The sequence below is a fragment of the Streptomyces sp. NPDC005202 genome, assembly GCF_040608235.1.
Lineage (GTDB): Bacteria > Actinomycetota > Actinomycetes > Streptomycetales > Streptomycetaceae > Streptomyces.
Genome location: NZ_JBEXHW010000010.1, coordinates 166,177 through 188,986 on the forward strand (window position 1 = coordinate 166,177; position 22,810 = coordinate 188,986).

At 72.3% G+C, this 22,810-nt stretch carries 19 protein-coding genes and 3 pseudogenes; 15 read left to right on the forward strand and 7 right to left on the reverse strand.

Features of this window, described 5'->3' with window-relative positions:
* The first annotated feature begins 115 nt into the window (after positions 1-115).
* Both ABZV31_RS17990 and ABZV31_RS17995 read left to right on the forward strand, forming a co-directional pair.
* Positions 116-2,461 carry a PQQ-binding-like beta-propeller repeat protein gene (locus tag ABZV31_RS17990; protein ID WP_355894498.1) on the forward strand — a complete coding sequence of 782 codons (2,346 nt, stop codon included), beginning with the start codon at positions 116-118 and terminating at the stop codon, positions 2,459-2,461.
* A 161-nt stretch (positions 2,462-2,622) separates the two neighbouring features.
* The gene (locus ABZV31_RS17995) at positions 2,623-3,201 is read left to right on the forward strand and encodes a hypothetical protein (RefSeq protein WP_355894500.1); all 579 of its coding nucleotides are present in this window, start codon (positions 2,623-2,625) and stop codon (positions 3,199-3,201) included.
* Positions 3,202-3,205: 4 nt separating this feature from the next.
* Here ABZV31_RS17995 and ABZV31_RS18000 read toward each other — a convergent pair whose 3' ends face one another.
* The 4 genes from ABZV31_RS18000 to ABZV31_RS18015 form a co-directional block, all read right to left on the reverse strand.
* The gene (locus tag ABZV31_RS18000; protein ID WP_355894503.1) at positions 3,206-3,985 is read right to left on the reverse strand and encodes an enoyl-CoA hydratase/isomerase family protein; all 780 of its coding nucleotides are present in this window, start codon (positions 3,983-3,985) and stop codon (positions 3,206-3,208) included.
* Entirely contained in the window at positions 3,982-4,308 is a 327-nt protein-coding gene (locus ABZV31_RS18005; RefSeq protein WP_355894505.1) for an OB-fold domain-containing protein, read from the reverse strand. Before ABZV31_RS18005 ends, ABZV31_RS18000 begins: the two co-directional genes overlap by 4 nt.
* Before the next feature lie 225 nt (positions 4,309-4,533).
* Positions 4,534-4,704 carry a hypothetical protein gene (locus ABZV31_RS18010; protein ID WP_355894508.1) on the reverse strand — a complete coding sequence of 57 codons (171 nt, stop codon included), beginning with the start codon at positions 4,702-4,704 and terminating at the stop codon, positions 4,534-4,536.
* A gap of 212 nt (positions 4,705-4,916) precedes the next feature.
* Positions 4,917-7,892: a BTAD domain-containing putative transcriptional regulator gene (locus ABZV31_RS18015; protein WP_355894511.1), complete on the reverse strand. Its 2,976-nt coding sequence runs from the start codon at positions 7,890-7,892 to the stop codon at positions 4,917-4,919.
* Positions 7,893-8,099: 207 nt separating this feature from the next.
* On the opposite strand from ABZV31_RS18015, the pseudogene ABZV31_RS18020 reads away from it, so the two are divergent.
* Positions 8,100-8,407 (forward strand): annotated as a pseudogene (locus tag ABZV31_RS18020) (amidohydrolase); the annotation flags it as partial.
* A gap of 3 nt (positions 8,408-8,410) precedes the next feature.
* A pseudogene (locus ABZV31_RS18025) lies at positions 8,411-9,717 on the forward strand (aldehyde dehydrogenase family protein); the annotation flags it as partial.
* A gap of 23 nt (positions 9,718-9,740) precedes the next feature.
* Here ABZV31_RS18025 and ABZV31_RS18030 read toward each other — a convergent pair.
* Positions 9,741-10,136 carry a nitroreductase/quinone reductase family protein gene (locus ABZV31_RS18030; RefSeq protein WP_355894514.1) on the reverse strand — a complete coding sequence of 132 codons (396 nt, stop codon included), beginning with the start codon at positions 10,134-10,136 and terminating at the stop codon, positions 9,741-9,743.
* A gap of 282 nt (positions 10,137-10,418) precedes the next feature.
* Between ABZV31_RS18030 and ABZV31_RS18035 the strand changes: the two genes are divergently transcribed.
* Genes ABZV31_RS18035 through ABZV31_RS18050 form a run of 4 tightly spaced genes read left to right on the forward strand, consistent with a single transcriptional unit; the run spans position 10,419 to position 13,228 of the window.
* On the forward strand, positions 10,419-10,790 hold the full coding sequence (locus tag ABZV31_RS18035) for a hypothetical protein (RefSeq protein ID WP_355894517.1): 372 nt from the start codon (positions 10,419-10,421) through the stop codon (positions 10,788-10,790).
* Between the two features lie 12 nt (positions 10,791-10,802).
* Positions 10,803-12,368, forward strand: a complete 1,566-nt coding sequence (locus tag ABZV31_RS18040; protein ID WP_355894520.1) for a peptidoglycan-binding protein — start codon at positions 10,803-10,805, stop codon at positions 12,366-12,368.
* The gene (locus ABZV31_RS18045; protein ID WP_355894522.1) at positions 12,340-12,813 is read left to right on the forward strand and encodes a protease inhibitor I42 family protein; all 474 of its coding nucleotides are present in this window, start codon (positions 12,340-12,342) and stop codon (positions 12,811-12,813) included. The genes ABZV31_RS18040 and ABZV31_RS18045 overlap by 29 nt, the downstream gene beginning before the upstream one ends.
* Positions 12,814-12,835: 22 nt before the next feature.
* The gene (locus ABZV31_RS18050; protein WP_355894524.1) at positions 12,836-13,228 is read left to right on the forward strand and encodes a hypothetical protein; all 393 of its coding nucleotides are present in this window, start codon (positions 12,836-12,838) and stop codon (positions 13,226-13,228) included.
* Between the two features lie 84 nt (positions 13,229-13,312).
* On the opposite strand, the gene ABZV31_RS18055 is transcribed toward ABZV31_RS18050, so the two are convergent.
* The gene (locus ABZV31_RS18055) at positions 13,313-14,833 is read right to left on the reverse strand and encodes a CehA/McbA family metallohydrolase (protein WP_355894526.1); all 1,521 of its coding nucleotides are present in this window, start codon (positions 14,831-14,833) and stop codon (positions 13,313-13,315) included.
* Between the two features lie 287 nt (positions 14,834-15,120).
* Between ABZV31_RS18055 and ABZV31_RS18060 the strand changes: the two genes are divergently transcribed.
* From ABZV31_RS18060 to ABZV31_RS18070, 3 genes are all read left to right on the forward strand, one after another.
* Positions 15,121-15,987, forward strand: coding sequence for an LLM class F420-dependent oxidoreductase (locus tag ABZV31_RS18060; protein WP_355894529.1), 867 nt, complete (start codon positions 15,121-15,123; stop codon positions 15,985-15,987).
* 68 nt (positions 15,988-16,055) lie between these two features.
* Entirely contained in the window at positions 16,056-18,641 is a 2,586-nt protein-coding gene (locus ABZV31_RS18065) for a bifunctional FO biosynthesis protein CofGH (protein WP_355894531.1), read from the forward strand.
* A gap of 84 nt (positions 18,642-18,725) precedes the next feature.
* Positions 18,726-19,289 (forward strand): hypothetical protein, encoded by a 564-nt coding sequence (locus ABZV31_RS18070; RefSeq protein WP_355894534.1) that lies wholly within the window; start codon positions 18,726-18,728, stop codon positions 19,287-19,289.
* Here ABZV31_RS18070 and ABZV31_RS18075 read toward each other — a convergent pair.
* A pseudogene (locus ABZV31_RS18075) lies at positions 19,282-19,443 on the reverse strand (DUF2165 family protein); the annotation flags it as partial. The gene ABZV31_RS18070 and the pseudogene ABZV31_RS18075 sit on opposite strands and share 8 nt — an antisense overlap.
* Positions 19,444-19,641: 198 nt before the next feature.
* Between ABZV31_RS18075 and ABZV31_RS18080 the strand changes: the two are divergent.
* The 4 genes from ABZV31_RS18080 to ABZV31_RS18095 all read left to right on the forward strand — a co-directional run bounded on the left by ABZV31_RS18080 (position 19,642) and on the right by ABZV31_RS18095 (position 22,794).
* Positions 19,642-20,076: an ATP-binding protein gene (locus ABZV31_RS18080; protein WP_355894537.1), complete on the forward strand. Its 435-nt coding sequence runs from the start codon at positions 19,642-19,644 to the stop codon at positions 20,074-20,076.
* A 225-nt stretch (positions 20,077-20,301) separates the two neighbouring features.
* The gene (locus ABZV31_RS18085) at positions 20,302-21,102 is read left to right on the forward strand and encodes a helix-turn-helix domain-containing protein (RefSeq protein WP_355894540.1); all 801 of its coding nucleotides are present in this window, start codon (positions 20,302-20,304) and stop codon (positions 21,100-21,102) included.
* A 70-nt stretch (positions 21,103-21,172) separates the two neighbouring features.
* Positions 21,173-21,637 (forward strand): hypothetical protein, encoded by a 465-nt coding sequence (locus ABZV31_RS18090; RefSeq protein WP_355894543.1) that lies wholly within the window; start codon positions 21,173-21,175, stop codon positions 21,635-21,637.
* A gap of 38 nt (positions 21,638-21,675) precedes the next feature.
* Positions 21,676-22,794 carry an ADP-ribosylglycohydrolase family protein gene (locus ABZV31_RS18095; protein WP_355894617.1) on the forward strand — a complete coding sequence of 373 codons (1,119 nt, stop codon included), beginning with the start codon at positions 21,676-21,678 and terminating at the stop codon, positions 22,792-22,794.
* The last annotated feature ends 16 nt before the right edge of the window (positions 22,795-22,810 follow it).

Consider the following 22,810-nt stretch of genomic DNA (forward strand, 5'->3'; position numbering starts at 1 on the left):
GCCCCGGACAGGAAGAATCAGGGTGCGTGCCGCCACGGCGGTGCTGTGGTGAGACGCTGCACGGGGTCGCGTACATATGTGGGTGACGCGGCTCGTACGGGGAGGTGGCAGGCAAGTGGTGGATCAGCTGACGCAGCACGATCCGCGGCGGATCGGGCCGTTCGAGGTGCTGGGACGGCTGGGTGCCGGCGGCATGGGGCTGGTCTATCTCGCGCGCTCGGCGTCCGGCCGGCGCGTGGCGATCAAGACGGTGCGCACGGAACTGGCCGAGGACCAGCTGTTCCGCGTCCGTTTCACGCGTGAGGTCGAGGCCGCGCGGGCGGTCTCCGGCTTCTACACGGCCGCGGTCGTCGACGCCGACCCGCGCGCCGCCGTGCCGTGGCTGGCCACCGCCTATGTCCCCGCGCCCTCCCTCGAGGAGATAGTGAACGAGTGCGGGCCCCTCCCGGCCCAGGCGGTGCGCTGGCTCGCCGCCGGCGTCGCCGAGGCGCTGCAGTCGATCCACGGGGCCGGGCTGGTGCACCGGGACCTGAAGCCCTCCAACGTCCTCGTCGTCGAGGACGGCCCCCGGGTGATCGACTTCGGTATCGCCTCCGGCGTCTCGAACACGCGTTTGACGATGACGAACGTCGCCGTCGGCACGCCCGCCTACATGTCCCCCGAACAGGCCAAGGACTCCCGCAGCGTGACGGGCGCGAGCGACGTCTTCTCGCTCGGCTCGACGCTCGTCTTCGCGGCCACCGGCCATGCGCCATTCCACGGGGCCAACCCGGTCGAGACGGTCTTCATGCTCCTGCGGGAGGGCCCCGACCTCGAAGGCCTCCCCGACGAGCTGCGCCCGCTGATCGAGTCCTGCATGCAGATGGAGGCCTCGGCCCGCCCCACGCCGGCCGACCTCCAGGCCCAGCTGGCCCCCCACCTGTTCGGCTCCGGCTCCGACGACAGCGGGACGGCCTCGGCCTGGCTGCCCGAGAAGGCGGTCGCCCTCATCGAGTCGCGCCGCGGCGGCCGCCCGGCCGCGCAGCCCGCCTCCTCCGGCCACCGCAGCGGCGGCCGGGGCACCGTACCGCCCCCGCCGTCGCACGACCCCGTCGTCCCGGCGCCGCCCGTGCCCGCCCCGGTCGGCGCCCCCGACTTCGGCCCCGTGCGGCTGGCCGGCGCCCAGGTCCCGATCGGCCCCGGTCCGCGCGTTGCCGACGCCCGCGCCGCCGCCGTCAAGGCACCCCCTCCGGAGGCCGGCCTGGCCGCTTCCTGGTCCAAGCCCCGCCCCGGTGTCAACGGCGCCGACCCCGCCGTACCGGCCGCGCCGCCCGCGCCCCCGGGGACCGCGTCCGGCTGGCGCCCGTGGCGCTTCCGCATGTCGAACGACGTGTGGGGCACCCCGTCCGTCGTCGACGACCTGGTCTACGTCACCTCCTTCGAGGTGCACGCCCTGGACGTGGCCACCGGCCGCCGCCGCTTCAAGACGCGGGACGTGGCGTGGTCGATGGCGGTCGCCGACGGCCGTGTCCACGCCTCCGACGGGCCCACGCTGTTCGCCCTGGACGCCCGCGAGGGCGTCGACCTGTGGCGGCTGCAGACGGACGCCTGGGTGTACTCGCTCAAGGCCGACCGGGGCACGGTCGTCACCGGCACCCGCGGCGGCGGCGTCCAGGCCTGGGATGCCTCCAACGGCCAGAAGCTGTGGGAGATCACCGGCGCCCAGACCGACTTCGAGTCCCCGGAGGCGGGTCCCGCCGTCCACGACGGCACGGTGTACGTCTGGCAGGACGCCCGGCTGCGCGCCCTGGAGGCCCGCACGGGCGACGAGCGCTGGTCCTACCCCATCGGCGACGCGGCCACCTGCGGCGGCGTGCCGGTACGGTGCACCCCGGCGCCGGACGGCTACGTGTACGTCTCGGCCGGCACGCGCGTCCTCGCCCTCGACGTGGCGACCGGCCACGTCCGCTGGCACTTCGAAGCCCCGGCGGTCTTCCTCTGCCCGCCGGCCTTCGTGCCTGGCCCGGCGGTGACCGGCGGCGGCGTGTACCTCGCCGACTACCTCGGCACGGTCTACGCCCTGGACGCCACCGACGGCCGCGACCGCTGGCGCATCGCGACCGAGTCCCGCGCCTCGATCGACCCGGTCCTGGTCGCCGCGGGCCATGTCCACGTCGGCAGCGGCAAGGGCCTGTACACCCTGGATGCCGTGACGGGCACGCCCAAGTGGCGCTTCCAGGCGGGCGGCGAGATCGTCGGCTCCCCTGCGGTCGCCGAGGGCCGTATCCACTTCGGCTCCACCGACCATCTCCTGTACACCCTCAAGGCCGACGACGGCCGCCTGCGCTGGAAGCTCGCGACCGGCGGCGAGATCACCGGCTCCCCGGTGGTCAAGGACGGGGTCGTGTACGCGTGCAGCAAGGACCGCTGCGTGTACGCCCTGGACGCGGAGAAGGGCACGGGGACGGCCCGTACGTCCTGATGGTGCTGGGTGACGGCCGCCGTACCGGATACACGGAAGGGCTTCGGACGGCGGCCGTCGGTCCTGGTGAGCGGCCCTTTTGTCACCGCTCTCACACGCGACGCTACTCCCCGTACGCAACCCCCGCCACGCGACGCCGACGGCGTCGATAGGGTGATCGCATGAAAATTCGGGGGCGCAGACTCAGGTTCACGGCAGTACTGGCGATCGTGGTACTCACGCTGACGGGCTTCTCACGGGGCCACCACGGCCACAGCAGGCACGGGGGTGGCGGAGGCGGCGGAGGCGGGTGCAGCAGTTCCCGCCAGGACCACGACAGTTCGTCGTCGACGTCGGGCGGCTCGTACGACTCCGGGTCGAGCGACGACGACTCCTACGACGACCCCTACAGCAGTGGAGGCACCTACAACCGGCGGCCCACCTACCGCTCGACTCCCACTGCCTCCAGCGGCACCGGCGAGGGCAAGGGGCTGGAGGACGGCACGGCGAGGCTGGTGAGCTGCGCGACCAAGAAGAAGCCGTACGCGACGGTCGAGGTCAGGAACCCGAACGACCGCAAGGCCACCTTCTCGGTCACGGTCTACTTCATGGACGAGGCCACCGTCGCCGTCGACGACGGCAGCGAGGAGGTCTCGGTGCCCGCCAAGGGCCGCAAGACCGTCAAGGTGACGTTCGACGAGACCTACATCGACGAGCTCGACCACTGCGAGGTCGAACCGAACGCCTCCCTCGCGAGCTGACGGCTCACCGCACCCGGAACGCGCCGGGCCGCCGCGCCGCGAACAGCTCCGCCTGCCGCTCCGCCGGCAGGTTGCCCAGCGCGATGAGGTGCGGCGCCTGCGCGAACGCCGGGGCACGGCCGGCCTCCTTGGCCGCCCACAGCGCCCGCACGGTCCCCTGGACGCCCTGCGCCGGATACCCGGCGATGACGGCGGCACAGTGCAGCGCGGCGCCCAACGCCTCGCCGGGCGCGGTGAGTTCCGACACGAGCCCGATCTCGTGCGCCCGCCGCGCCGAGATCCGCTCCGCCGTGCCCATCAGCATCATCCGCGCGACCTCCCCGTACGGCATCCGGTGCGCCATGAGGACGGACTCGTACGCGCTGACCATCCCGTACGGGGTGTGCGGATCGAAGAAGGCGGCGGTGGTGTCGGCCACGACGAACTCGCTCTCGCCCAGCAGGTAGAAGGCACCCCCGCAGGCCAACCCCTGCACGGCGGCGACGACCGGCTTCCACAGGTCGTTCGCCTTCGGCCCGACGCGCAGCAGCGGATCGTCCACCATGTACGGCGAAGGCGGCTGCGGCACGACCGCGTCCCGGTCGATCCCCGTGCAGAACGCCCGCTCCCCGGCGCCGGTGAGGACGACGGCCCGTACCGAGTCGTCGAACCGGAACGCCCGCCAGACGGCAGCGAGTTCTTCCGCCATGGCCAGATCGATGGCGTTGAGCTTCTCGGGCCGGTCGAGGCTGACGACGGCGACGCCGGTGTCCTTGTCGACGGCCACGCGCACACTGCTGCTCATGGGCGTTCCAGTACCCACTGGGGAAGGCCGGCCCGGCCGAACACCACCTGCACCCGCGCCTTGATCCGGATCCGCTCCGGCGGCACGGAGTCGAGGGGCGCACCGGGCCCGGTGACGACGTTGCCGACCAGCCGAATGCGGGGAGCCTCCGCGAGCTCGACCACGACGACGTTGTACGGCGCCTGTTCCGCGGCCCTGGGCGCGGCGTCGGCCGGCGCGGTACTGGTCCCCCTGAACACGCGCTTCAAGGGGAGCGAGGCGGCGTACGTCCTGCGGCGCAGCGGCGCGAAGGTCCTGTTCGTGACGGGGACGTTCCTGGGCACCTCGTACGTGGCGTCGCTGCGGCGGGCGGCCGGTGAGGGGCCGGGGGCGGGCCCTCTGCCCGGACTGCCGTCAGATCGCAGAGTCCACGGCGACCTCGTGCCCCTTGTGGATAACCCTTCTTCCCCTCCCCCCAACCGCACCAACGTTCCAACCCCACCCCTTGTGCACCGCGGCCGCGGCGGCTCCCCTCCGCGCCGCCGCGGCCGATCCCCGTGCGAGCGGGCTTACTTCGTCGGCTTGAGGGGCTCCGACGTGGCGTGGATGTCCTTGGTCTCCACCGGCTCGTCGGTGGCGTGGATGTCCTGCGTGCTCACCCCGCCGTCGGCGGCCTCGGCCTGGAGGGGCTCGTCAGTGGCGTGGATGTCCTGCGGCTTGACGACCGACTCGTCGCTCATGATCGCTGCTCCTGATGTGGTGTGTTCGTGCTGAGGTCGACGAAACCCGCCCGGCCACTCCCCCGAGGGTGGCCGGGCGGGCCTCCGGGCCGTTCACCCTAGTCCGTCGATGTATGGCCCTTTCCGCGACCCGTATGCCCCCGACGCGACGGATCGACTGCATCGAGAATGGCCTGAGGCGATAAACGAATGATGAACGTGGCGACGGGCCCTCAAGCCGCCCGTACGGGACTCAGCAGTGCGCGCACCGCGGCGGCCTCCGGTGAAGCCAACTCCTCGTAGATGCACAGTGCTTCTCGCCAGCACACTTGGGCACGGTCGGTCTGTCCAATGCCCGTGAGTGCATGGCCGAGGACCGTGAGGACGTTGCCGCGCCGCCACTCTCCGCCGATCCCGCGCAGCACGGTCAGTGCCATCTCGGCGTTCGTGGCCGCCTGGGCGTAGTGCCGCCCGGCGATGTCGACCTCGGCCAGGCGGAACAGGGTCATGCCCTCCCAGAGCCGCTGGCGGCTGTCGCGGAAGACCTCCAGAGCCTCATGGAGCCGGTTGGCGGCCAAGTCGAGCTGTCCTCTCTGGGTCAGCGCCATGCCGAGGGCGTAGCGACCGTTCGCCCCCCGCATGGAATTGCCCATGGCGTCGTAGATCTCCATGCCCTGCTGTGCCAGCGACACGGCGCTCTGCGTACGCCCGGTGGCCAGGTGTATCCGGGAGAGGTTGCACAGGGCGCTGGCTTCGCCCGGTCGGTCTCCCAGCGCACGGAAGTGTTCGATGGCGTAGGACAGGTGCTCTTCACCGTCCGCGTTGCGGCCCTGGTACAGCGCGATGACGCCTCGGGCGTTGCGCGCCCAGCACACGGGCAGGAGGTCGTCCGCCTTCTGGGCGAGGCGTATGACCTGTTCGGATTCCTCATCCGCGACGTCGAACCGGCCACCGTCGATGTGGGCGTGGGCCAACGTCATCAGCGCCCGCGCTTCGACCCGCGCCACCCCACCTCGCCGTGCAGCTTCCAGCAGTGCCCTGGCCGTCGCCTCGTACTCCCTGGAGTTGGCCCCCGACTCCGAGATGTCGAGCGCGGCCCAGAGCAGGTCGATCGCCCGCCGGAGGGTGGCCGGTCGCCCTGCGGACTGGCGGGCGAAGGCCAGGAGGCAGTCCGCCTCTGTGTACAGCCAGTCCCGGGCAGCCCCGCGGTCCGGAAAACCGAGCCCCGGATACTCCGTCGATGCCAGGTGATCCACCAGCCGGTCCCCGGGCCGCTCGATCGCATAAACCCCCGCCGCAGTCGCCAGGTAGAAGTCCAGCAACCGCGACATCGCCGCATCCCGCTCGCTCGGCGGCTGTTCGTCCCTCTCCGCGCACGCACGCGCGTAGAGCCGCACCAGGTCATGGAACCGGTACCGGCCAGGAGCCGCCGACTCCAGCAGCGACGTGTCGACGAGGGACTCCAGCAGGTCCTCCGTCTCCTCCACCGGCAGGTCCAGTACCGCCGCTGCCGCGGCCAGGGAGATGTCCGGGCCGTCCGCCAGACCCAGCAACCGGAACGCCCGGGCCTGGGCCGGCTCCAGCTGCCCGTAGCCCAGCTCGAAGGTGGCCTTGACGGCCAGGTCGCCGGCCTGGAGCTCGTCCAGCCGCCGCCGCTCGTCCGCGAGCTTCGCCGCCAGTACCGACACCGTCCACGTGCGGCGGGCTGCCAGCCTCGACGCCGCGATCCTGATCGCCAGCGGGAGGAAGCCGCAGGCGGCCACCACGTCCAGGGCCGCCTCCCGCTCGGACGCCACCCGTTCCTCGCCCACGATCTTCGTGAACAGCTGCAACGCCTCGTCCGGGGACATGACGTCGAGGTCCACCAGGTGCGCGCCGACCAGGTCGACCATCCGCGCCCGCGACGTCACCAGCGCCGCGCAGCCGTCCGCGCCCGGCAGCAGCGGCCTCACCTGGGCCGCATCCCTGGCGTTGTCCAGCAGCACAAGCACCCGCCGGCCGTCCAGGACCGAGCGGTACAGCGCCGCCCGCTCCTCCAGGGAGTCCGGGATCGCCGAGTCCGCCGTGCCCAGCGCGCGCAGGAAGGAGCCCAGGACCGTCTCCGGCTCCGCCGCCCGCGGGCCCGCGCCCTGCAGGTCGACGTACAGCTGTCCGTCCGGGAAACCCGACCGCGCCTGGTGGGCCACGTGCACCGCCAGCGTCGTCTTGCCGACGCCCCCGATCCCGGCCAGCGCCGAGACCGCCATGACCCGGCCCTCGGCCGAGGCCAGCACCTCGCTCAGTTCCGCGACGAAGGACGCCCGCCCGGTGAAGTCCGGGACATTTGCCGGGAGTTGGGCCGGACGCACCGGTACCGCCGACGGTTCGGCCACCGGCGCCGACGGTTCCGCCAGCGCCGGGTCCGCCTGGAGGATCCGCTGCTGGAGTTCGCGCAGCTCCGGGCGCGGGTCCACACCCAGTTCGTCGGCCAGCAAGCGGCGCGTGTCCGCGTACACCGCCAGCGCCTCCGCCTGTCGGCCGCTGCGGTAGAGCGCGAGCATCAACAGCTCCCGCAACCGCTCCCGCAGCGGATGCGCCGCCGTCAGTGCCGTGAGCTCCGAGACCGCCTTGGCGTGGCAGCCCTGCTCCAGGTCCATGTCCAGGCGGGACTCAAGCAGTTGCAGGCGCCACTCCTCCAACCTCACCCGCTGGGCCTCCGCGTACGGGCCCGGCACCCCCGCCAGCGCCTCCCCGTCCCACAGCGCCAGCGCGCGCCTCAGTACTTCCCGCGCGTGGCCCAGGTCCCCGGCGTTCCTGGCCTTCTCCGCCTCCGCCGTCAGCTCCTGCGCGACCGCCAGGTCCAGCGCGCCCTCGCCCAGGCCTCGCACGGCGTATCCGCCCGACTCGCTGACCAGGACCCCGGCGTCCAGCACCTTGCGCAGCCGGGAGGCGTACGTCCGTACCGCCGCCAGCGCCTGCGACGGTGGCTCCTCGCCCCACAGCGCGTCGATCAGCTCGGCGGCGGTCGCGGTACGGCCCTCGCGCAGCAGCAGCGCGGCGAGCAGGGCGCGTTGCTGGGGGGAACCGGTGTTGAGCGGCGCGTCCCCACGCCAGGCGCGCACCGGACCGAGCACGCTGAAGCGCAGCCGGTCCCGCTCCGCCGAGGAACCGGGACGCCGCTGCTCCGGTACGCGCGGTCCGCCGTCCAGGTACCGCGGTACACCGTCCATGCCGTCCCCCTAGACATTCCGACCAACCACGTCAGTTTGCCTTGTTCACGGCGGATGCGTCAGCCGCCCGAGACGCCGATCACAGGGCGGCGCACGGGAGTCCACAAGGCCCTCACACGGTCTCCGCACACGTCCGCACAGGCCTCACCATCACCCGCCCCGTCCCGATAGCTGACGGGTCGTCAGATCGGCGCTATCGTGAGCGCCATGGAGACCCAGACCACCCCAACGACCGCCGGGCACACCCCCGACAGCACCTTCCCGCTGATCGTCTCCGTCGACGACCACACCGTGGAGCCCCGCATGTCTGGCAGGACCGCCTCCCGGGCAGGTACCGGGACACAGGACCCCGCATCGTCCGTGCGCCCCTGAGGGAAATGACCTTTCTCGGCGGGCGGTTCAAGCCCGTCATGGGCGCCCCGGGCGACGATGGCCCGCTCGGCGACTGGTGGGTCTACGAGGACCTGCACCGCCCCCTCACCCGCCTCGACACCGCCGTCTGCAGCAGGGACGAGAGTACGGCACCCGAGGAGCGGGCGGCGGTTTTGGTGCGGGCGGCGGAACTGATCCGCGCCCGCCTGGTGCCGTACGCCCGGCTCGCCCAGGCGGAGACCGGCGCGACGACGGCGACGGCGCGGGCGATGCAGGTCGGGGTCGCCGCGGCCCGCTTCCGCCGGTACGCGCGCGTGGAGCCGGCCGAGTGGGCGATCCCGCCGCAGATCAACGAGACCGGCCAGGGGGGCACCTCCCACGTCGGCCGGGCAGTGGGGGAGGGGAAGGCGGGCGTGATGGGCGCGCTGGCGGTGCGCCAGCCCGTCGGGGTCGTCACCTGCATCACGTCGTACAACAACCCGTGGGCCAATCCGGCGGGCAAGATCGCGCCGGCCCTGGCCATGGGCAACACGGTGGTGGTGAAACCGGCCCCGCAGGACCCCCTGTCCGTCTACCGGATGGCGGAAGTGCTGGAGGAGGCGGGGGCCCCGCCGGGCGTCGTGAACGTCGTCTCCGGCCGGTCGGCCGGGTCGGCGAGGCGGCGGTGGAGTCACCGGACGTCGACATGGTGAGCTTCACCGGCTCCACGGCGGTCGGCCGGCGCATCGCCGAGGCGTGCGGGCGGGACATGAAACGCCAGTTGATGGAGCTGGGCGGAAAGGGCGCGGCGCTCGTCTTCGACGACGCGGACATCGGCTCGGCGGTGGCCGGCATCGGCACGACGTTCTCCTTCTACAGCGGGCAGATCTGCACGGCGCCGACGCGGGTGCTGGCGCAGCGCGGGGTGTACGACCGCCTGGTCGGGCAACTGGCCGCCCTTGCGGGCCGGTTGAGGGTGGGTGACCCGAGGGAGCCGGACACGGTCGTCGGTCCGGTGATCTCGGCGGGGCACCGGGAGCGGGTGGAGTCGTACGTCGACCTGGGGAGGAAGGAAGGGGCGGTGGTGGTGGCGGGCGGTGAACGGCCGCCGTACGACCGCGGCTTCTACGTCGCCCCGACCCTCCTCGCGGACTGCACCAACGACCTGCCCGTGGCCCGTGAGGAGATCTTCGGCCCCGTGGTGGTCGTCATCCCCTTCGACGAGGAGGAAGAGGGCATCGCCCTGGCCAACGACTCCGACTACGGCCTGATCGACTACGTCTGGTCGGGGGACGTGGCGCGGGCGTTCCGGGTGGCCCGGCGGCTGAGGGCCGGCGGTGTCGGGATCAACACCGTCGGCCGCAACATGGAGGCCCCGTTCGGCGGCTTCAAGAAGAGCGGGGTCGGCCGGGACGTCGGTTCCTACGCCCTGCATGCCTACAGCGAGACACAGGCGATCGTCTGGCCGGGGTAGGGGCGACCCTGTGCCTGCCCTGCTCAGTCCGCCAGATCCACCCGCACCGTCAGCAGATCCGTGCCGAGCACCCTGACCGCGGTGCTGTTGAGGCGCGGCAGGGCGCGCAGGCGGGCGACCGCGTCGTCGTCGGGGAGCAGGTGCGCGGTGCCCGTATGCCACCGCCCCCTGATCCGCACCTGCACCCGGGGATTCACCCGGATGTTGCGGACGTACTGGGACCGCTCACCGAACTCCGAGACCAGCCAGAAGGAGTCGCCGACGCGGCGACCCCCCACCGGGGTCCGGCGGGGCAGGCCGGAGGTGCGGCCCGTGGTCTCCAGGACCGTCTGGAGCGGGAGGCGGCGCAGCAGCGGGTTGGCGACGTGGCGCTGGAAGGTTGTGGTGGCGCGAAACCTGAGATCGGCGAGGCGGGACATCGTCCGGGGGGGCTCCTTGTGTCTCGTGCGTCTCGTGCCGGGCGTCGGACCCGGGCGGCGCAAGTGCTGCCGCCATGGTCCCCGACGCGGGCGCGGGCCGACGGCACCGGCGCGCTCAACGGGCGGGGATGCTGTGGGAGTCGTGTGCCAGGCGTGTGATCCGCGTCGGTCGCACGCCGACCGCGTGTTAGCCTCCCCGCCGTCAAGATCGAGTGAAACGCCCGTTCCGGGCGGCCGCGTTCACGGCGCCGGCACCACGGGACGGGAAACGGGGGAGGGGCGATGGCCGCTGGGGACGGCTACACGGTCCGGTCCGGCATGTCCGGGCAGGCCAAGGAGCTGGACGGCGCGGGCGACGACGCGGGGAAGATACGCAAGGCCATCGATCCCGCGCTCTGCTACATGGAGGACGCCCTGGGCGGCTCCGACTCCGGGCCGGCGTTCAACGCGTACGCCGCCGCCTGGGAGGCCGAGGCCCGCACGCTGGAGTCGGCGCTGCACGAACTCGCCGACAAGGTCCGGCTCTCCAAGGGCGCGTACAGCGGCAGCGACGGCCTCGTCGACACCGGGATCCGCAGCGTCCCCGCCGGTGACAGCCACGTCACGACGCTGCCGGCCCACGCCGACCGCCCCTCGGCCCTGTCGAGCTACTGAGGGGCCCGACCGGTGACCGAATCCACGACCGACCGCCGCAAGCGGCTGGCCGACCTGTGCCACAGCATCTCCTCGGCCGGCAGCAAGAACGACCTGATCGACGCAATCGAGGACGCGCTCGCCGTCTCCGCCCCGGTGGGCGACCCGGCGACCCTGGAGACGCTGGGCAAGCGCTACCGCGGGCAGGCCGACGACGCCGCCGGCATCCATGACCGGGTCGACAAGGTGGCCCGCAAGGGCCTGCCGGACGTCTGGCTCGGTGAGACGAGCGTCCGCGCCTCCGAGGTGGTGTCCGCCGCCTCGCGGGACGCCCAGCGGATGTCCGAGGCCTTCCAGGTCGGCGGCAACGCGCTGCTCCGGCTGGCCGACTCGATCAAGGACGCCCAGAGCAAGGACAGCGGCGGCCGCGCCAAGCTGCGCCAGGCGCGCGGCATGCTCGGCGACAAGGACGGCTTCTTCGACGACTGGTGGGAGGACGACGACGAGGAGTCCACCCGCCTGCGGGCCCGCTCCCTCGCCTCGACCGGCGTGACGGAGCTCCACGACGCCGCCGTCACCGCCGACGACGCCGCCCGCGCCGCGGCCCGGGAGCTGAACAAGTGGGCCGCCGAGGCCCGTGCCGGGCAGATGCACACGGACGAGATCTCCGCCGCGGACAAGCTCGTCCTCGCCGGCACCGCCGGGCCCGACGGCCCCGCCAAGTGGAACGAGATCCTCTCCGCCAACGACCTGCAGCGCGCCGACCGCCGCATGGACCAGCTGAACGCCGCCGACGAGGCGGCCATGGAGCGCATGCTGGCGCAGGCCTCCACGCCGCAGGAGCGGGCCTACCTGATGAAGGCCCTGGCCGCGGGCCACAGCGTCAAGGAGATCGAGCAGTTCCAGGGCAAGATCCACGGCAAGAGCCCCGAGTGGCTGCGCGAGCACCTCACGCCGGTGGTCACCGCCGAGGACAGCATGGACGACGAGGGCCTGGCCCAGGACGGCTCCAACAACAACAAGGACGACGTCGCGTTCCACGGCCAGAAGTGGGAGCAGGGTGGCGACGGCTCGCAAGGCACCTGTGTGGCCTCGTCCACCGTCAACGCCCGCGCCATGGTCGACCCCGTCTACGCCCTCGAACTCACCGGCGGGCCCAGCGGACAGGAGGACGACCCCGACGCCTTCCGCAGACGCCTCATCGACGAGCAGCACCGGCTGCACAAAGAAGGCGACGGCGGCGACAACTGGACCGGCATGGGCCCCGAGGGCCAGGAGCGCATCGCCGACTCCACCCTCGGCAGCGCCACCGGCGACGACTACCAGCGGCACGACCTGGGCAGCGCCGACGACCGCAGGGACGTCCTCACCGACGTCGAGAAGGCGGTCGCCGACGGGCACCCGGTCCCGGTCGACGTCCAGGGCGACCGCGGCGCCCACGCGATGATGATCATCGGCCAGGAGGGCAACATGCTGCAGGTCTACAACCCCTGGGGCACGACCACCTGGGTCAGCGAAGACGACTTCATCAACGGCAACATGGGCAAGGCGGCGGACAGTGGACTCAACGATGCGTACAGCGTGTACCTCCCGCAGTAGGACCGGAGGTGCTGCCGTCGCGGCGGCGGCGCTCCTCACCCTCACCGCGGGCTGCGGGGCGAGCGCCGACGAGCCCACCAGCCACCCCACGAAGGACACCAGCATCACCGCCGACGTCGGGGAGCGCTTCACCCTCACCGTCGACGAGAACGGCTCCACCGGCGAGCGCTGGTACCTGGCCACCCCGCGGCCCGACGGCTCGGTGGTCCGCGACCGCGGCCAGCGCTACGAGGCCGACGCGGGCGCCGACAAGTCGCCCGGCACCGGCGGCCACCGCACCTTCACCTTCGAGGCGACCGGCGCCGGCCGCACCCGGATCGTGCTGCTGCACTGCCTGGCCTACGAATGCAACGGCAGCACCGCCTCCCCGGCCCCGCAGACGACCGCGCCCTCCTCGTCGACCCACAAGCCCGAGCGCATCACCTACACCGTCACCGTCAGCTGAGACGAGACATCCGAGGCCCGCGATGAACACCCCGCACCCCCCGGCCCGCACCGACGACGAACTGGCCCGGCTCGACATCTCCGTCCTGCTGCGCTACGGCCTCACCGCCGCCCCCGGCCCCCGGCGCACCGCCCTGTTCGGCGACGGCGCCGCGGGCGCCGCCGTGCTCCTCGACCGCCTCGGCACCCAGCCGCGCTCGGTCGCCTTCCTCGCCGACACCGTCCGTGCCGGCGGCCTCGCCCACGCCGCCGATCTCCCCGCGCCCCTCCCGCGTCCCGAGGCCGCGGCGGTCGTACGGGCATGGCTGCGGGCCGCCGCCGAACTCGCGGGCGGTATCGAGGCCGACGACACGGCCGCCCGGTGGCTTCGTGCCGTCGCGACCATCATCGAGCTGCGGCAGCTGACGAGAACCTGACGTGGACGGGAACCGGGGTCCGACGCCGTTCACCCGCCCGGCGAGCGCACCCTCACGGTCGACGCCGGGGGTGACCCGGCTTCGTCACTCCCGGCCCAGGAAGATCGGGTTCGTGAACGCCGCCATCACTCCCGGCAGCGGCCCCACCGCCGTCTCGTGCCGCAGTTCCGCCCGGACGTACGCCGCGTACGCCGGTGTCGTGCGCCACTCGACCACTCCGGAGCCGGAGACCGGGAGCGGGTCGCTGGTGAGGAGCACGCCCTGGTCGGTCACGAAGCGGACCGTGCAGCGGGGGACGCCCGAGGCCTCCAGGCGCACGGTCACCGGGGTGTCCTTCTCCACCCGCAACCGCTCCCCGATGCCCGCGTGTTCGCCTCTGCCGCCCGTCGCGGTGAACGTCAGTGACACGTTCTTCGACTCGGCCACGTACGAGCGGCCCGCCCTGATGCCCTCCTGGATCGCCTCCCGGGTCAGGTCGTTGGCCAGGACGACCGTCTGCGGCAGGCCCACCGCGTCCGGGTCCCGGTGGGCGTCGCTGTTGCCCATGGCCGGGATCCACTGACGGTTCTCCCGCACCGACGCCACCAGCATGCTGTCCCAGTCGGCCAGCGCCACCTCGTCGTCGGGCGTGAAGGGGCCGTTCCACACCTCCACCGCGTCCGCCTCGCCGAAGCCGAACTTCCAGTTGCAGCCGATGCAGGTGGCGTGCGGGTGGGCCGGTACCACCAGACCCCCGGCGCGGCGGATGTGGCGGGCGAACCTGCCGAACCGGTTGTCCCTCGCCCGGTAGCGCCAGTCGACGAAGGTGCCCGGGTCCGTGCCCAGGGCCACGACGTGGCCGTTCCTCGTGGTGACCTCTTCCCCCAGCATGATCAGCAGGTCGTCGCCCGCTTGGTCCGCCCAGTGCGGATGGGAGGAGTGGGTGTTGTGGTCCGAGGTGTTGATGAAGTCCAGGCCCGCCGCCCGGGCCAGCGCCGCGATCTCCGCGGGGGTGCGGCGCCCGTCGGAGTACCAGGAGTGCAGGTGGCAGTCGCCCCGGTACCAGGCCCGGCCCCGGCCCTTCGCCCGCTGCGGCGGGTACACCGGCGGTACGGCCGCGCCCGGCTCGCCGTACGTCAGCGTGACCGTGAGCTCGTACGACAGGCCCTGCGGGGCCACCGTGTAGGGGCCCAGCGCGATGTGCCAGGTGCCCGCGTCGACCGGGCCGGGGATGTAGCCCGGCGTGGCGTCGTCCGCGCGGATGAAGAACTCCGAGCGCGCCCCGCCCGACCAGCCGCGGAAGCCGCGCCCGCCCAGCTCGGTGCCGCGCTCGTCGAAGATGCCGATGTCGAGCGCGTTGCCCGGGGTGCCGGCCGGGACGGACGGCTTGTCGTAGGTGTAGGCGACCTTGATCTCCCGTACTCCCGCCGGGACTTCGACGGGGACGTACACGAAGTCCGGTGAGCCGGTGGGCAGGGTCCCGCGGATCGTCCGGGTCTCCTGGTCGCCGTCCGCGGCCTCGGCGCCGCTCGCGAAGGTCACGCTTCCCAACGTAAGCGCCGCGGCGGCCCCCGTCACGAAAAGAGCGCGTCTTTGGAGCCCGCGGTGGTGGTCGTCCTCGCACATGCTGCCGCTCCCAGGGTGTCGTGGGTGGTGCCTGCAACCCTGGTATTGAGGCGTGAACTTCCGTGTAAGAAAAGGGAATCGGGGTCTTTCGGGGAAAGGGAATCGACAGTTTCCGGACAGCCCCGAACAGCCCCCGAACAACCCGCGGAGCGCACGCGGACAGCCCCCGGCACCCCGGAGAGCCTCCGAGCGGCACGCCCGGACCGGAGTCCGACCGGTCGGTATGGACTCTGGCGGCTTCTCCCGCTACAAGAGGGACATCAGCCGCGTACCGAGAGGCCGCCGCCATGCGCATCGCCGTCACGATCTTCCTCACCGACGAGACCATCACCCCGGCCACACTCGCCCGTGAGCTGGAGCAGCGCGGCTTCGCCGGGCTCTACCTGCCGGAACACACGCACATCCCCGTCGAACGGACGACCCCCTACCCGGCCGGCGGGGACCTGCCACGCGAGTACGGCCGCACCCTCGACCCCTTCGTCGCCCTCGGCCAGGCCGCCGCGGTGACCGAGCGACTGGGCCTCGGCACCGGCATCACCCTCGTCGCCCAGCACGACCCGATCGACCTCGCCAAGCAGATCGCGACCCTGGATCACCTGTCCGGCGGACGGTTCACCCTCGGGCTCGGATTCGGCTGGAACGTGGAGGAGGCCGCCGACCACGGCGTCGACTGGCGCACCCGGCGCGAGCTCGTCCGGGACCGGATGGCACTGATGCGGGCGCTGTGGGCCGAAGAGCCGGTCGCCTACGAGGGGACCTTCGCGAGCGTGCGGGCGAGCCTTGCGTACCCCAAGCCGGCGCAGAAGCCGCGGGGGCCGGTCGTCGGGCCGCGCACCCTCATCGGCGGGGCGGCCGGCCCGAAGCTGTTCGCGCACATCAGCGAGTACGCCGACGGATGGCTGCCGATCGGCGGGCGCGGCCTGTCGGAGTCCCTGCCCGTGCTGCGCGCCGCATGGGCCGACGCCGGGCGCGACCCGGCCGCCCTCCACGTCGTCCCGTACGCCGTCCGGCCCACCCCCGGCAAGCTCGCCCACTACGCGGACCTCGGCATCGAGGAGGTCGTCGTCCAACTGCCGCCGGAGGGAGAGGCGGAGGTGCTGCGGGTGCTGGACGAACTCGGCAGGTACCTCCCGTCCGCCAGTGACACTGTGTGACGTCCGGCGGCCGGGACGAAACGGGCCACGCCTGTTTGCCCTGATCGCCACGACCGTATCCTCGAAGGATGACGACTTCCGCGACCTCGGGAACCGGCCCCACCGAGAACGCCATGCGTCGCGCACTCAAACGCGCCCGTGACGGCGTCGCCCTCGACGTCACCGAGGCGGCGGTGCTGCTCCAGGCCCGCGGCGAGCACCTCGAGGACCTCGCCGCCTCCGCCGCCCGGGTGCGGGACGCGGGCCTTCAGGCCGCCGGCCGGCCCGGCGTCATCACCTACTCGAAGAGCGTCTTCATCCCGCTGACCCGGCTGTGCCGGGACAAGTGCCACTACTGCACCTTCGTCACCGTCCCCGGCAAGCTGCGCCGCGCCGGGCACGGGATGTTCATGTCCCCCGACGAGGTCCTCGACATCGCCCGCCGCGGCGCCGAACTCGGCTGCAAGGAAGCCCTGATCACGCTCGGTGACAAGCCCGAGGACCGCTGGCCGGAGGCGCGCGAGTGGCTCGACGCGCACGGCTACGACGACACCATCGCCTACGTCCGGGCCATCTCCATCCGCATCCTGGAGGAGACCGGGCTGCTGCCCCACCTCAACCCGGGCGTCATGACCTGGACGGACTTCCAGCGGCTCAAGCCCGTCGCCCCGTCCATGGGCATGATGCTGGAGACGACCGCCGAAAGGCTCTGGTCCGAGCCCGGCGGCCCGCACTACGGCTCCCCGGACAAGGAACCCGCCGTACGTCTGCGGGTGTTGGAGGACGCCGGCCGCTCCTCCGTCCCCTTCACCTCCGGCATCCTCATCGGCATCGGCGAGACGTACGAGGAGCGCGCCGAGTCGCTGTTCGCGCTGCGGAAGATCTCCCGCGCCTACCACGGCATCCAGGAGCTGATCATCCAGAACTTCCGCGCCAAGCCGGACACGGCCATGCGGGGCATGCCGGACGCGGAGCTGGACGACCTCGTCGCCACGGTCGCCGTCGCCCGGCACATCATGGGCCCGTCCGCCTGCCTGCAGGCCCCGCCCAACCTGGTGGACGCCGAGTACGAACGGCTCATCGGCGCCGGCATCGACGACTGGGGCGGGGTCTCGCCGCTCACCATCGACCACGTCAACCCCGAACGCCCCTGGCCGCAGATCGACCAGCTCGTCGAGCGGTCGCGGGCGGCCGGCTTCGAACTGCGCGAACGGCTGTGCGTCTACCCGGAGTTCGTCACGCGCGGCGAGCCCTGGCTGGACCCGCGGCTGCTGCCGCACGTCCGGGCACTGGCGGACCCGGAGACGGGGCTCGCCCGCCCCGGGGCCCTCCCGAAGGGCCTGCCCTGGCAGGAGCCCGAGGAGGCGTTCGTCGCCGCCGGCCGTACGGACCTGCACCGCACCATCGACACCGACGGTCGCACGTCCGACCGGCGCGACGACTTCGACGAGGTGTACGGCGACTGGGGCGCCCTGCGCGAGGCGGCCGCGCCCGGCATGGCGCCGGAGCGCATCGACACCGACGTCCGGGCAGCCCTGCGCACGGCAGCCGACGACCCGACGAAGCTGACGGACGAGGAGGCCCTGGCGCTCCTGCACGCCGACGGTTCCGCGCTCGACGCCGTCTGCCGGATCGCGGACGACGTGCGGAAGTCGGCGGTCGGCGACGCCGTGACGTACATCGTGACGAGGAACATCAACTTCACCAACGTCTGCTACACCGGCTGCCGCTTCTGCGCCTTCGCCCAGCGCCGCACCGACGCCGACGCCTACACACTCTCGCTGGAGCAGGTCGCGGACCGTGCCCAGCAGGCCTGGGACGTGGGCGCCGTCGAGGTGTGCATGCAGGGCGGCATCCACCCCGACCTGCCCGGCACGGCGTACTTCGACATCGCGCGGGCGGTGAAGGAGCGCGTCCCCGGCATGCACGTGCACGCCTTCTCGCCGATGGAGGTCGTCAACGGCGCCACGCGCACCGGCATGTCCATCCGCGAGTGGTTGACGGCGGCGAAGGAGGCCGGCCTGGACACCATCCCCGGCACGGCCGCCGAGATCCTCGACGACGAGGTCCGCTGGGTCCTGACGAAGGGCAAGCTGCCGACGGCGACCTGGATCGAGGTCGTGACGACGGCGCACGAGCTGGGCATCCGGTCGAGCTCCACGATGATGTACGGCCACGTCGACCAGCCCCGGCACTGGCTCGGCCACCTGAGGACCCTGTCCCGCATCCAGCAGCAGACGGGCGGCTTCACCGAGTTCGTCACCCTCCCCTTCATCCACACCAACGCGCCGGTGTACCTGGCGGGGATCGCGCGCCCGGGTCCCACGATGCGGGACAACCGCGCGGTGACGGCGATGGCGAGACTCCTGCTGCACCCGCACATCCCCAACATCCAGACGAGCTGGGTGAAGCTGGGCACCGAGGGCGCGGCCGAGATGCTCCGCTCCGGCGCGAACGACCTTGGCGGCACGCTCATGGAGGAGACCATCTCCCGCATGGCGGGCTCGTCGTACGGCTCGTACAAGTCGGTCAAGGAGCTGATCGCGGTGGCCGAGGCGGCCGGGCGCCCGGCGAAGCCGCGGACCACGGTCTACGGCGAGGTCCCGGAGGAACGGCAGCGGACGGCGGCCGCGTCGGACGGTCACCTGCCGGAGCTGCTGCCGGTGCTGGACTGACAGGCCGATCCGGGAATGGACGGCCCACAGTACGATGATCCGACCCCCGGCGGAGGGGTTGAGTAGCTGAGGAGATGCGTGCCCGTGCCTGCCCGAATACCTTCGTGGGCCTGGGTCAGCGGTCTGACCGCGGGAGCCGTGGTGGCGGTGGCCGTGCTGGCCGTGCAGGCGGAGCACGGGCCGCACCCCACGGCCACGGCCGCCCGGCCGAGCGCCTCGGCGTCGACGGGCGCGCACCCCTCCGCCTCCCCGAAGCGGTCCGCGCCGGCGGCGGTGCCGACCGGCTCCGGAGCCGGACGGCGCATCGTGTACTCGCTGGGACAGCACCGGGTGTGGCTGGTCGACGCGAGCGACAAGGCCGGCCGCAGCTTCACGGTGTGGCCGGGCACGGTGAGCCCGGACCCGGGGACGTACTCGGTCTCCCTGCGGCGGGAGTCGACGACCGGTTCCGACGGCGTGCAGATCGAGCACATCGTGTACTTCGCCGCCAAGTCCGGCCACTCGATCGCCTTCTCCAACGCCGTGGACGGCTCCTCGCCGCCGCCCGCGTCGGGCACGTCGACCGGCGGTATCCGCATGGGGAAGGCCGACGGGGCGGCGCTGTGGACGTTCACGTCGACGCCGACGAAGGTGACGGTCGTCAAGTAGCGGAGGACGCTTCGGACTGCCCGAACGGCAGGTGGATGACGACCAGGACGACACCGCTGAGCAGGAACACCCGCGTCGCCGCGTCCAGCCCGCTCCAGCTCTTCGACTGCCACATCACGAACCACTCCCCGCCGATCGCGATGAACCCGGCGCCGACAGCAGCATCCCGGCGGTCTCCCGCCACATCTTGATCTGCCGGCCGACCGTCCTGAGTACGGCTCGGCCTCCTCGTCCTCCACGCCTTCCCCTCCCGACGTACGAGCCGTACGACGCCGGACCGCGTCCGGACAGTCACTCTCGGTACTGCGGTCGTTGCTGTTCAGCGTAGGGACGGATGGCCACGCTGGGTGACATGCGTCAGAAATTCCTCACTCAAATCGCTGAGCCGCCGGCCCACTTCTCCATTCAGCTGTCCGCCACGCGAAGAGGTGCGCGCCTGGCCCGCTTGCTGGCCGAGCGCCAACTCGACGACTGGGACGTGCCCTTCTCGGACGCGGCGCAGATCACGGCCGAGCTGGCGTCGAACGCCGTTCTTCATGGGCGCGTCCAGGGGCGCGACTTCCGGCTCGCACTCAGGCTGTACGCCGACGGCACGCTGCGCATCGAGGTGACGGACGCCCGGGGCGACCGGCTCCCACGGATCCCGGAACCGGCGGCCGTTGACGCGGAATCGGGGCGGGGCCTGCGGCTCGTGGCGGCGTACGCGGACCGCTGGGGCGTCGACGAGACGCCCGCCCACGGAAAGACGGTCTGGGCCGAACTCTCACCGGGACGCGCGGAGCCATGACCCGGCCGGGCCCGACGCCACATAACCAAGAACCGGGAAAAGAACCGAACCCACCCCCACCGCCCTCGCCGATCACTCTCCGGAGTGAACATCGCCAACTCGGCTGGCGCGGAGCGACTGTTGTGGCGCAGCGTCAGCCGCAACAACCGCAGACATGATTCGGCCCCCGCCGGGACTGCCATCCCAGTGCGAGGGCCTGATCACCAAGGAAGCGAGCCCTTCCCGATGACTGAGCAGCAGCCTAGCGCGCCCGCGTGCGCACAGTCCGGCCATTCCGGAGCCGGGGTCCATCACGTCACCGAACGCCACCGCGAGCACTTCACCGTGGTCGGAAACCACCTCGCCCAGCACCCGGAGCTGTCCCTGACGGCGATCGGCCTGGCGACCCATATCCAGTCGCTGCCCACCGGAACTTCGATCGGGATCAAGGCGTTGGCTGCCAGATTCCCGGAGGGCGAGATCCGGATCGCTGCCGCGCTGCGGGAGCTGGAGGCGCACGGGTATCTGGCGCGCATCAAGGAGCGTCTTCCATCGGGCCGAGTCGTGACCCGGACGATCTCGTACAACAAACCACGGCTCGCGACGGTCCGGGCGGCTGCGGAGCCCGGGCCCCGACCGACGCCGATGCCGGTCCCGGAGGCTTCTGCCGCCTCCGCCCGGCCGCTCCACCGAGCCGTCGACCTCCTGTCCGGCCTACGAGCCCACGATTCCCGCCTGCTGCTCAGCGAACGGGACGTACGCCGCCTGGCGCCCGCCGTCTCCGCGTGGCTGGAGCGTGGCGTGCCGCCCACCGCCGTACAGCGAACCCTGACGGCCGACCTGCCCCAGGATCCGATCCGGCATCCGGCAGCCTTCGTCGCCCACCGCCTCACTGCCCTCCTGCCGCCGCGCCTCCCGGCCCCGACACATCACCCGGCACCCCTGCGGCCAGAACCGCTCCAGACCTGCGACGGCTGCGATCGGGCCTTCCGGGCACCGCAACCGGGCCGCTGCCGCGACTGCCGCATGTCCGGAGCGGCTGCATAGGAGCGGCTGCATATAGCTGCATAGGAGCGGCTGCATATAGAGGACGGACGCACCCGCACCGGAGGTCACCGTGAGCGCCCAGACCGACGGCCTGTACGGACCGCTGATCCCCATGCCCGAACTGACCCCGGACGGGCTGCGGACCGCGGTCACGCGTATCGCGCCGAGCCGGATCCCCGCCCTCACACAGCACCTGTTCGAGGCCACGACGAACGCGCAGCAGACACAGAGCCTCGCGCCGCTGCGGGCCTTTGTGCATTCGTGGGCGGTCTTCGTGGAGATCGAACGGCATCCGCAACGCGCCGCGCGGCTTCGCAGCTGGAGCAGATCGTGGACGCAGGAGAACAGGACCCCACCGCGGCCGTCGCCGAGATACGAGCGATCCGGGAGACGGCCGAGGCTGCGGCCGGCCTGTGATGGACCGGTGAATGTCACCTTGCGCGAATGGAAACAGGCCACTCCCGACCACTTCGGCCACACCCCCAGAACAGATCCTGACCCTGAACAGACCGTTCCCGTTCGATTACAGTGCTGAGCTGTCGTACGTACGGACGGTGCCGTGAGGAGGTCATGGTGGGTACGACGTCCGGTGCCGTCTGGGGGCGTACCGAACAGCAGGACTTCCGTAGCCGGGTGCGCGGCACGCTGCTCGGGGTGGCCGTCGGGGACGCCCTGGGGGCGCCGGTGGACGGGCTGGACCTCGCGGGGATCCGGGAGGCCTACGGCGCCGAGGGGATCGTCGATCTCGCCCCGGCGTACGGGCGGCGCGGTGCCGTCACCCACTTCACGCAGCTCACCCTGTTCTCAGTCGACGGTCTGATCCGCGCACAGGTCCGCCGCGACACCGGCGCCTGGCATCCGCCGACCGATCTGCACCGGGCGTATCTGCGCTGGGCGGCCACCCAACGGGACTGGGGGCCCGACGAGCGCCGCAAGGACGACGGCTGGCTGGCCCGCGAGGAGTGGCTGTACGCCCGGCGCGATCCGGCGCGGGCGCTGCTGCTCGGCTTCGGTGACGAGACCATGGGCACGCTGGAGGTGCCCAAGAACCCCGGCGAGCGGGGTCCCGAAGCGGCCGTCCGGTCCGCCCCCTTCGGTCTTCTCGTCGGCTGGGAGCCGCAGCTGGTCGTGCAGCTCGCCGTGGAGTGCGCGGCGCAGACCCACGGTCATCCGACCGCCTACCTCACGGCGGGCGCGTACGCCGTCATCGTGCACGCCCTCGCCCGCGGCGACAGCCTCGACGGCGCCGTGCAGAAGGCGCTCGCGCTGCTCGCCGTACGTCCCGGGCACCAGCCGGTGTCGAACGCCCTGCAGCACGCGCTGGGCGCGGTACGGCAGGGCATGCCGACCCCGGCCCGGGTGGAGGAGCTCGCGGGCGCGGGTACGGCGGAGGGGCTGCTGGCCGTTTCCGTGTACTGCGCGCTGGTGAGCGAGGACGTCCGGCACGGCCTGTGCCTCGCGGTGAACCAGAGCGGACCGTCGGGCGCGGCCGGCGCCCTCACCGGTGGCCTCCTGGGCGCCCTGCACGGCGAAACGGCCCTCCCGCCGGCCTGGCTGGCCGAGCTGGAGGGCCGTCCCACACTCCTGGTCCTGGCGGACGACTTCGCGATGGAGATGACCCAGGGGCCCGCACTGCACGGGCCCGCGGGGTCGTCGCCGGGTTGGCTGGCCAGGTATCCGAGGGGTGGGTAGTGGCCCGCCCCCGGAC

What these genes read in the sequence shown, in the direction of transcription:
- ABZV31_RS18015 (WP_355894511.1), bottom strand. Translation starts at nt 7,892, where the DNA reads ATGGACGGTGTACCGCGGTACCTGGACGGCGGACCGCGCGTACCGGAG.
- ABZV31_RS18000 (WP_355894503.1), bottom strand. Translation starts at nt 3,985, where the DNA reads ATGAGCAGCAGTGTGCGCGTGGCCGTCGACAAGGACACCGGCGTCGCC.
- ABZV31_RS17995 (WP_355894500.1), top strand. Translation starts at nt 2,623, where the DNA reads ATGAAAATTCGGGGGCGCAGACTCAGGTTCACGGCAGTACTGGCGATC.
- ABZV31_RS18055 (WP_355894526.1), bottom strand. Translation starts at nt 14,833, where the DNA reads ATGTGCGAGGACGACCACCACCGCGGGCTCCAAAGACGCGCTCTTTTC.
- ABZV31_RS18085 (WP_355894540.1), top strand. Translation starts at nt 20,302, where the DNA reads ATGACTGAGCAGCAGCCTAGCGCGCCCGCGTGCGCACAGTCCGGCCAT.
- ABZV31_RS18030 (WP_355894514.1), bottom strand. Translation starts at nt 10,136, where the DNA reads ATGTCCCGCCTCGCCGATCTCAGGTTTCGCGCCACCACAACCTTCCAG.
- ABZV31_RS18060 (WP_355894529.1), top strand. Translation starts at nt 15,121, where the DNA reads ATGCGCATCGCCGTCACGATCTTCCTCACCGACGAGACCATCACCCCG.
- ABZV31_RS18045 (WP_355894522.1), top strand. Translation starts at nt 12,340, where the DNA reads ATGCGTACAGCGTGTACCTCCCGCAGTAGGACCGGAGGTGCTGCCGTC.
- ABZV31_RS18010 (WP_355894508.1), bottom strand. Translation starts at nt 4,704, where the DNA reads ATGAGCGACGAGTCGGTCGTCAAGCCGCAGGACATCCACGCCACTGAC.
- ABZV31_RS18080 (WP_355894537.1), top strand. Translation starts at nt 19,642, where the DNA reads ATGCGTCAGAAATTCCTCACTCAAATCGCTGAGCCGCCGGCCCACTTC.
- ABZV31_RS18065 (WP_355894531.1), top strand. Translation starts at nt 16,056, where the DNA reads ATGACGACTTCCGCGACCTCGGGAACCGGCCCCACCGAGAACGCCATG.
- ABZV31_RS18035 (WP_355894517.1), top strand. Translation starts at nt 10,419, where the DNA reads ATGGCCGCTGGGGACGGCTACACGGTCCGGTCCGGCATGTCCGGGCAG.
- ABZV31_RS18050 (WP_355894524.1), top strand. Translation starts at nt 12,836, where the DNA reads ATGAACACCCCGCACCCCCCGGCCCGCACCGACGACGAACTGGCCCGG.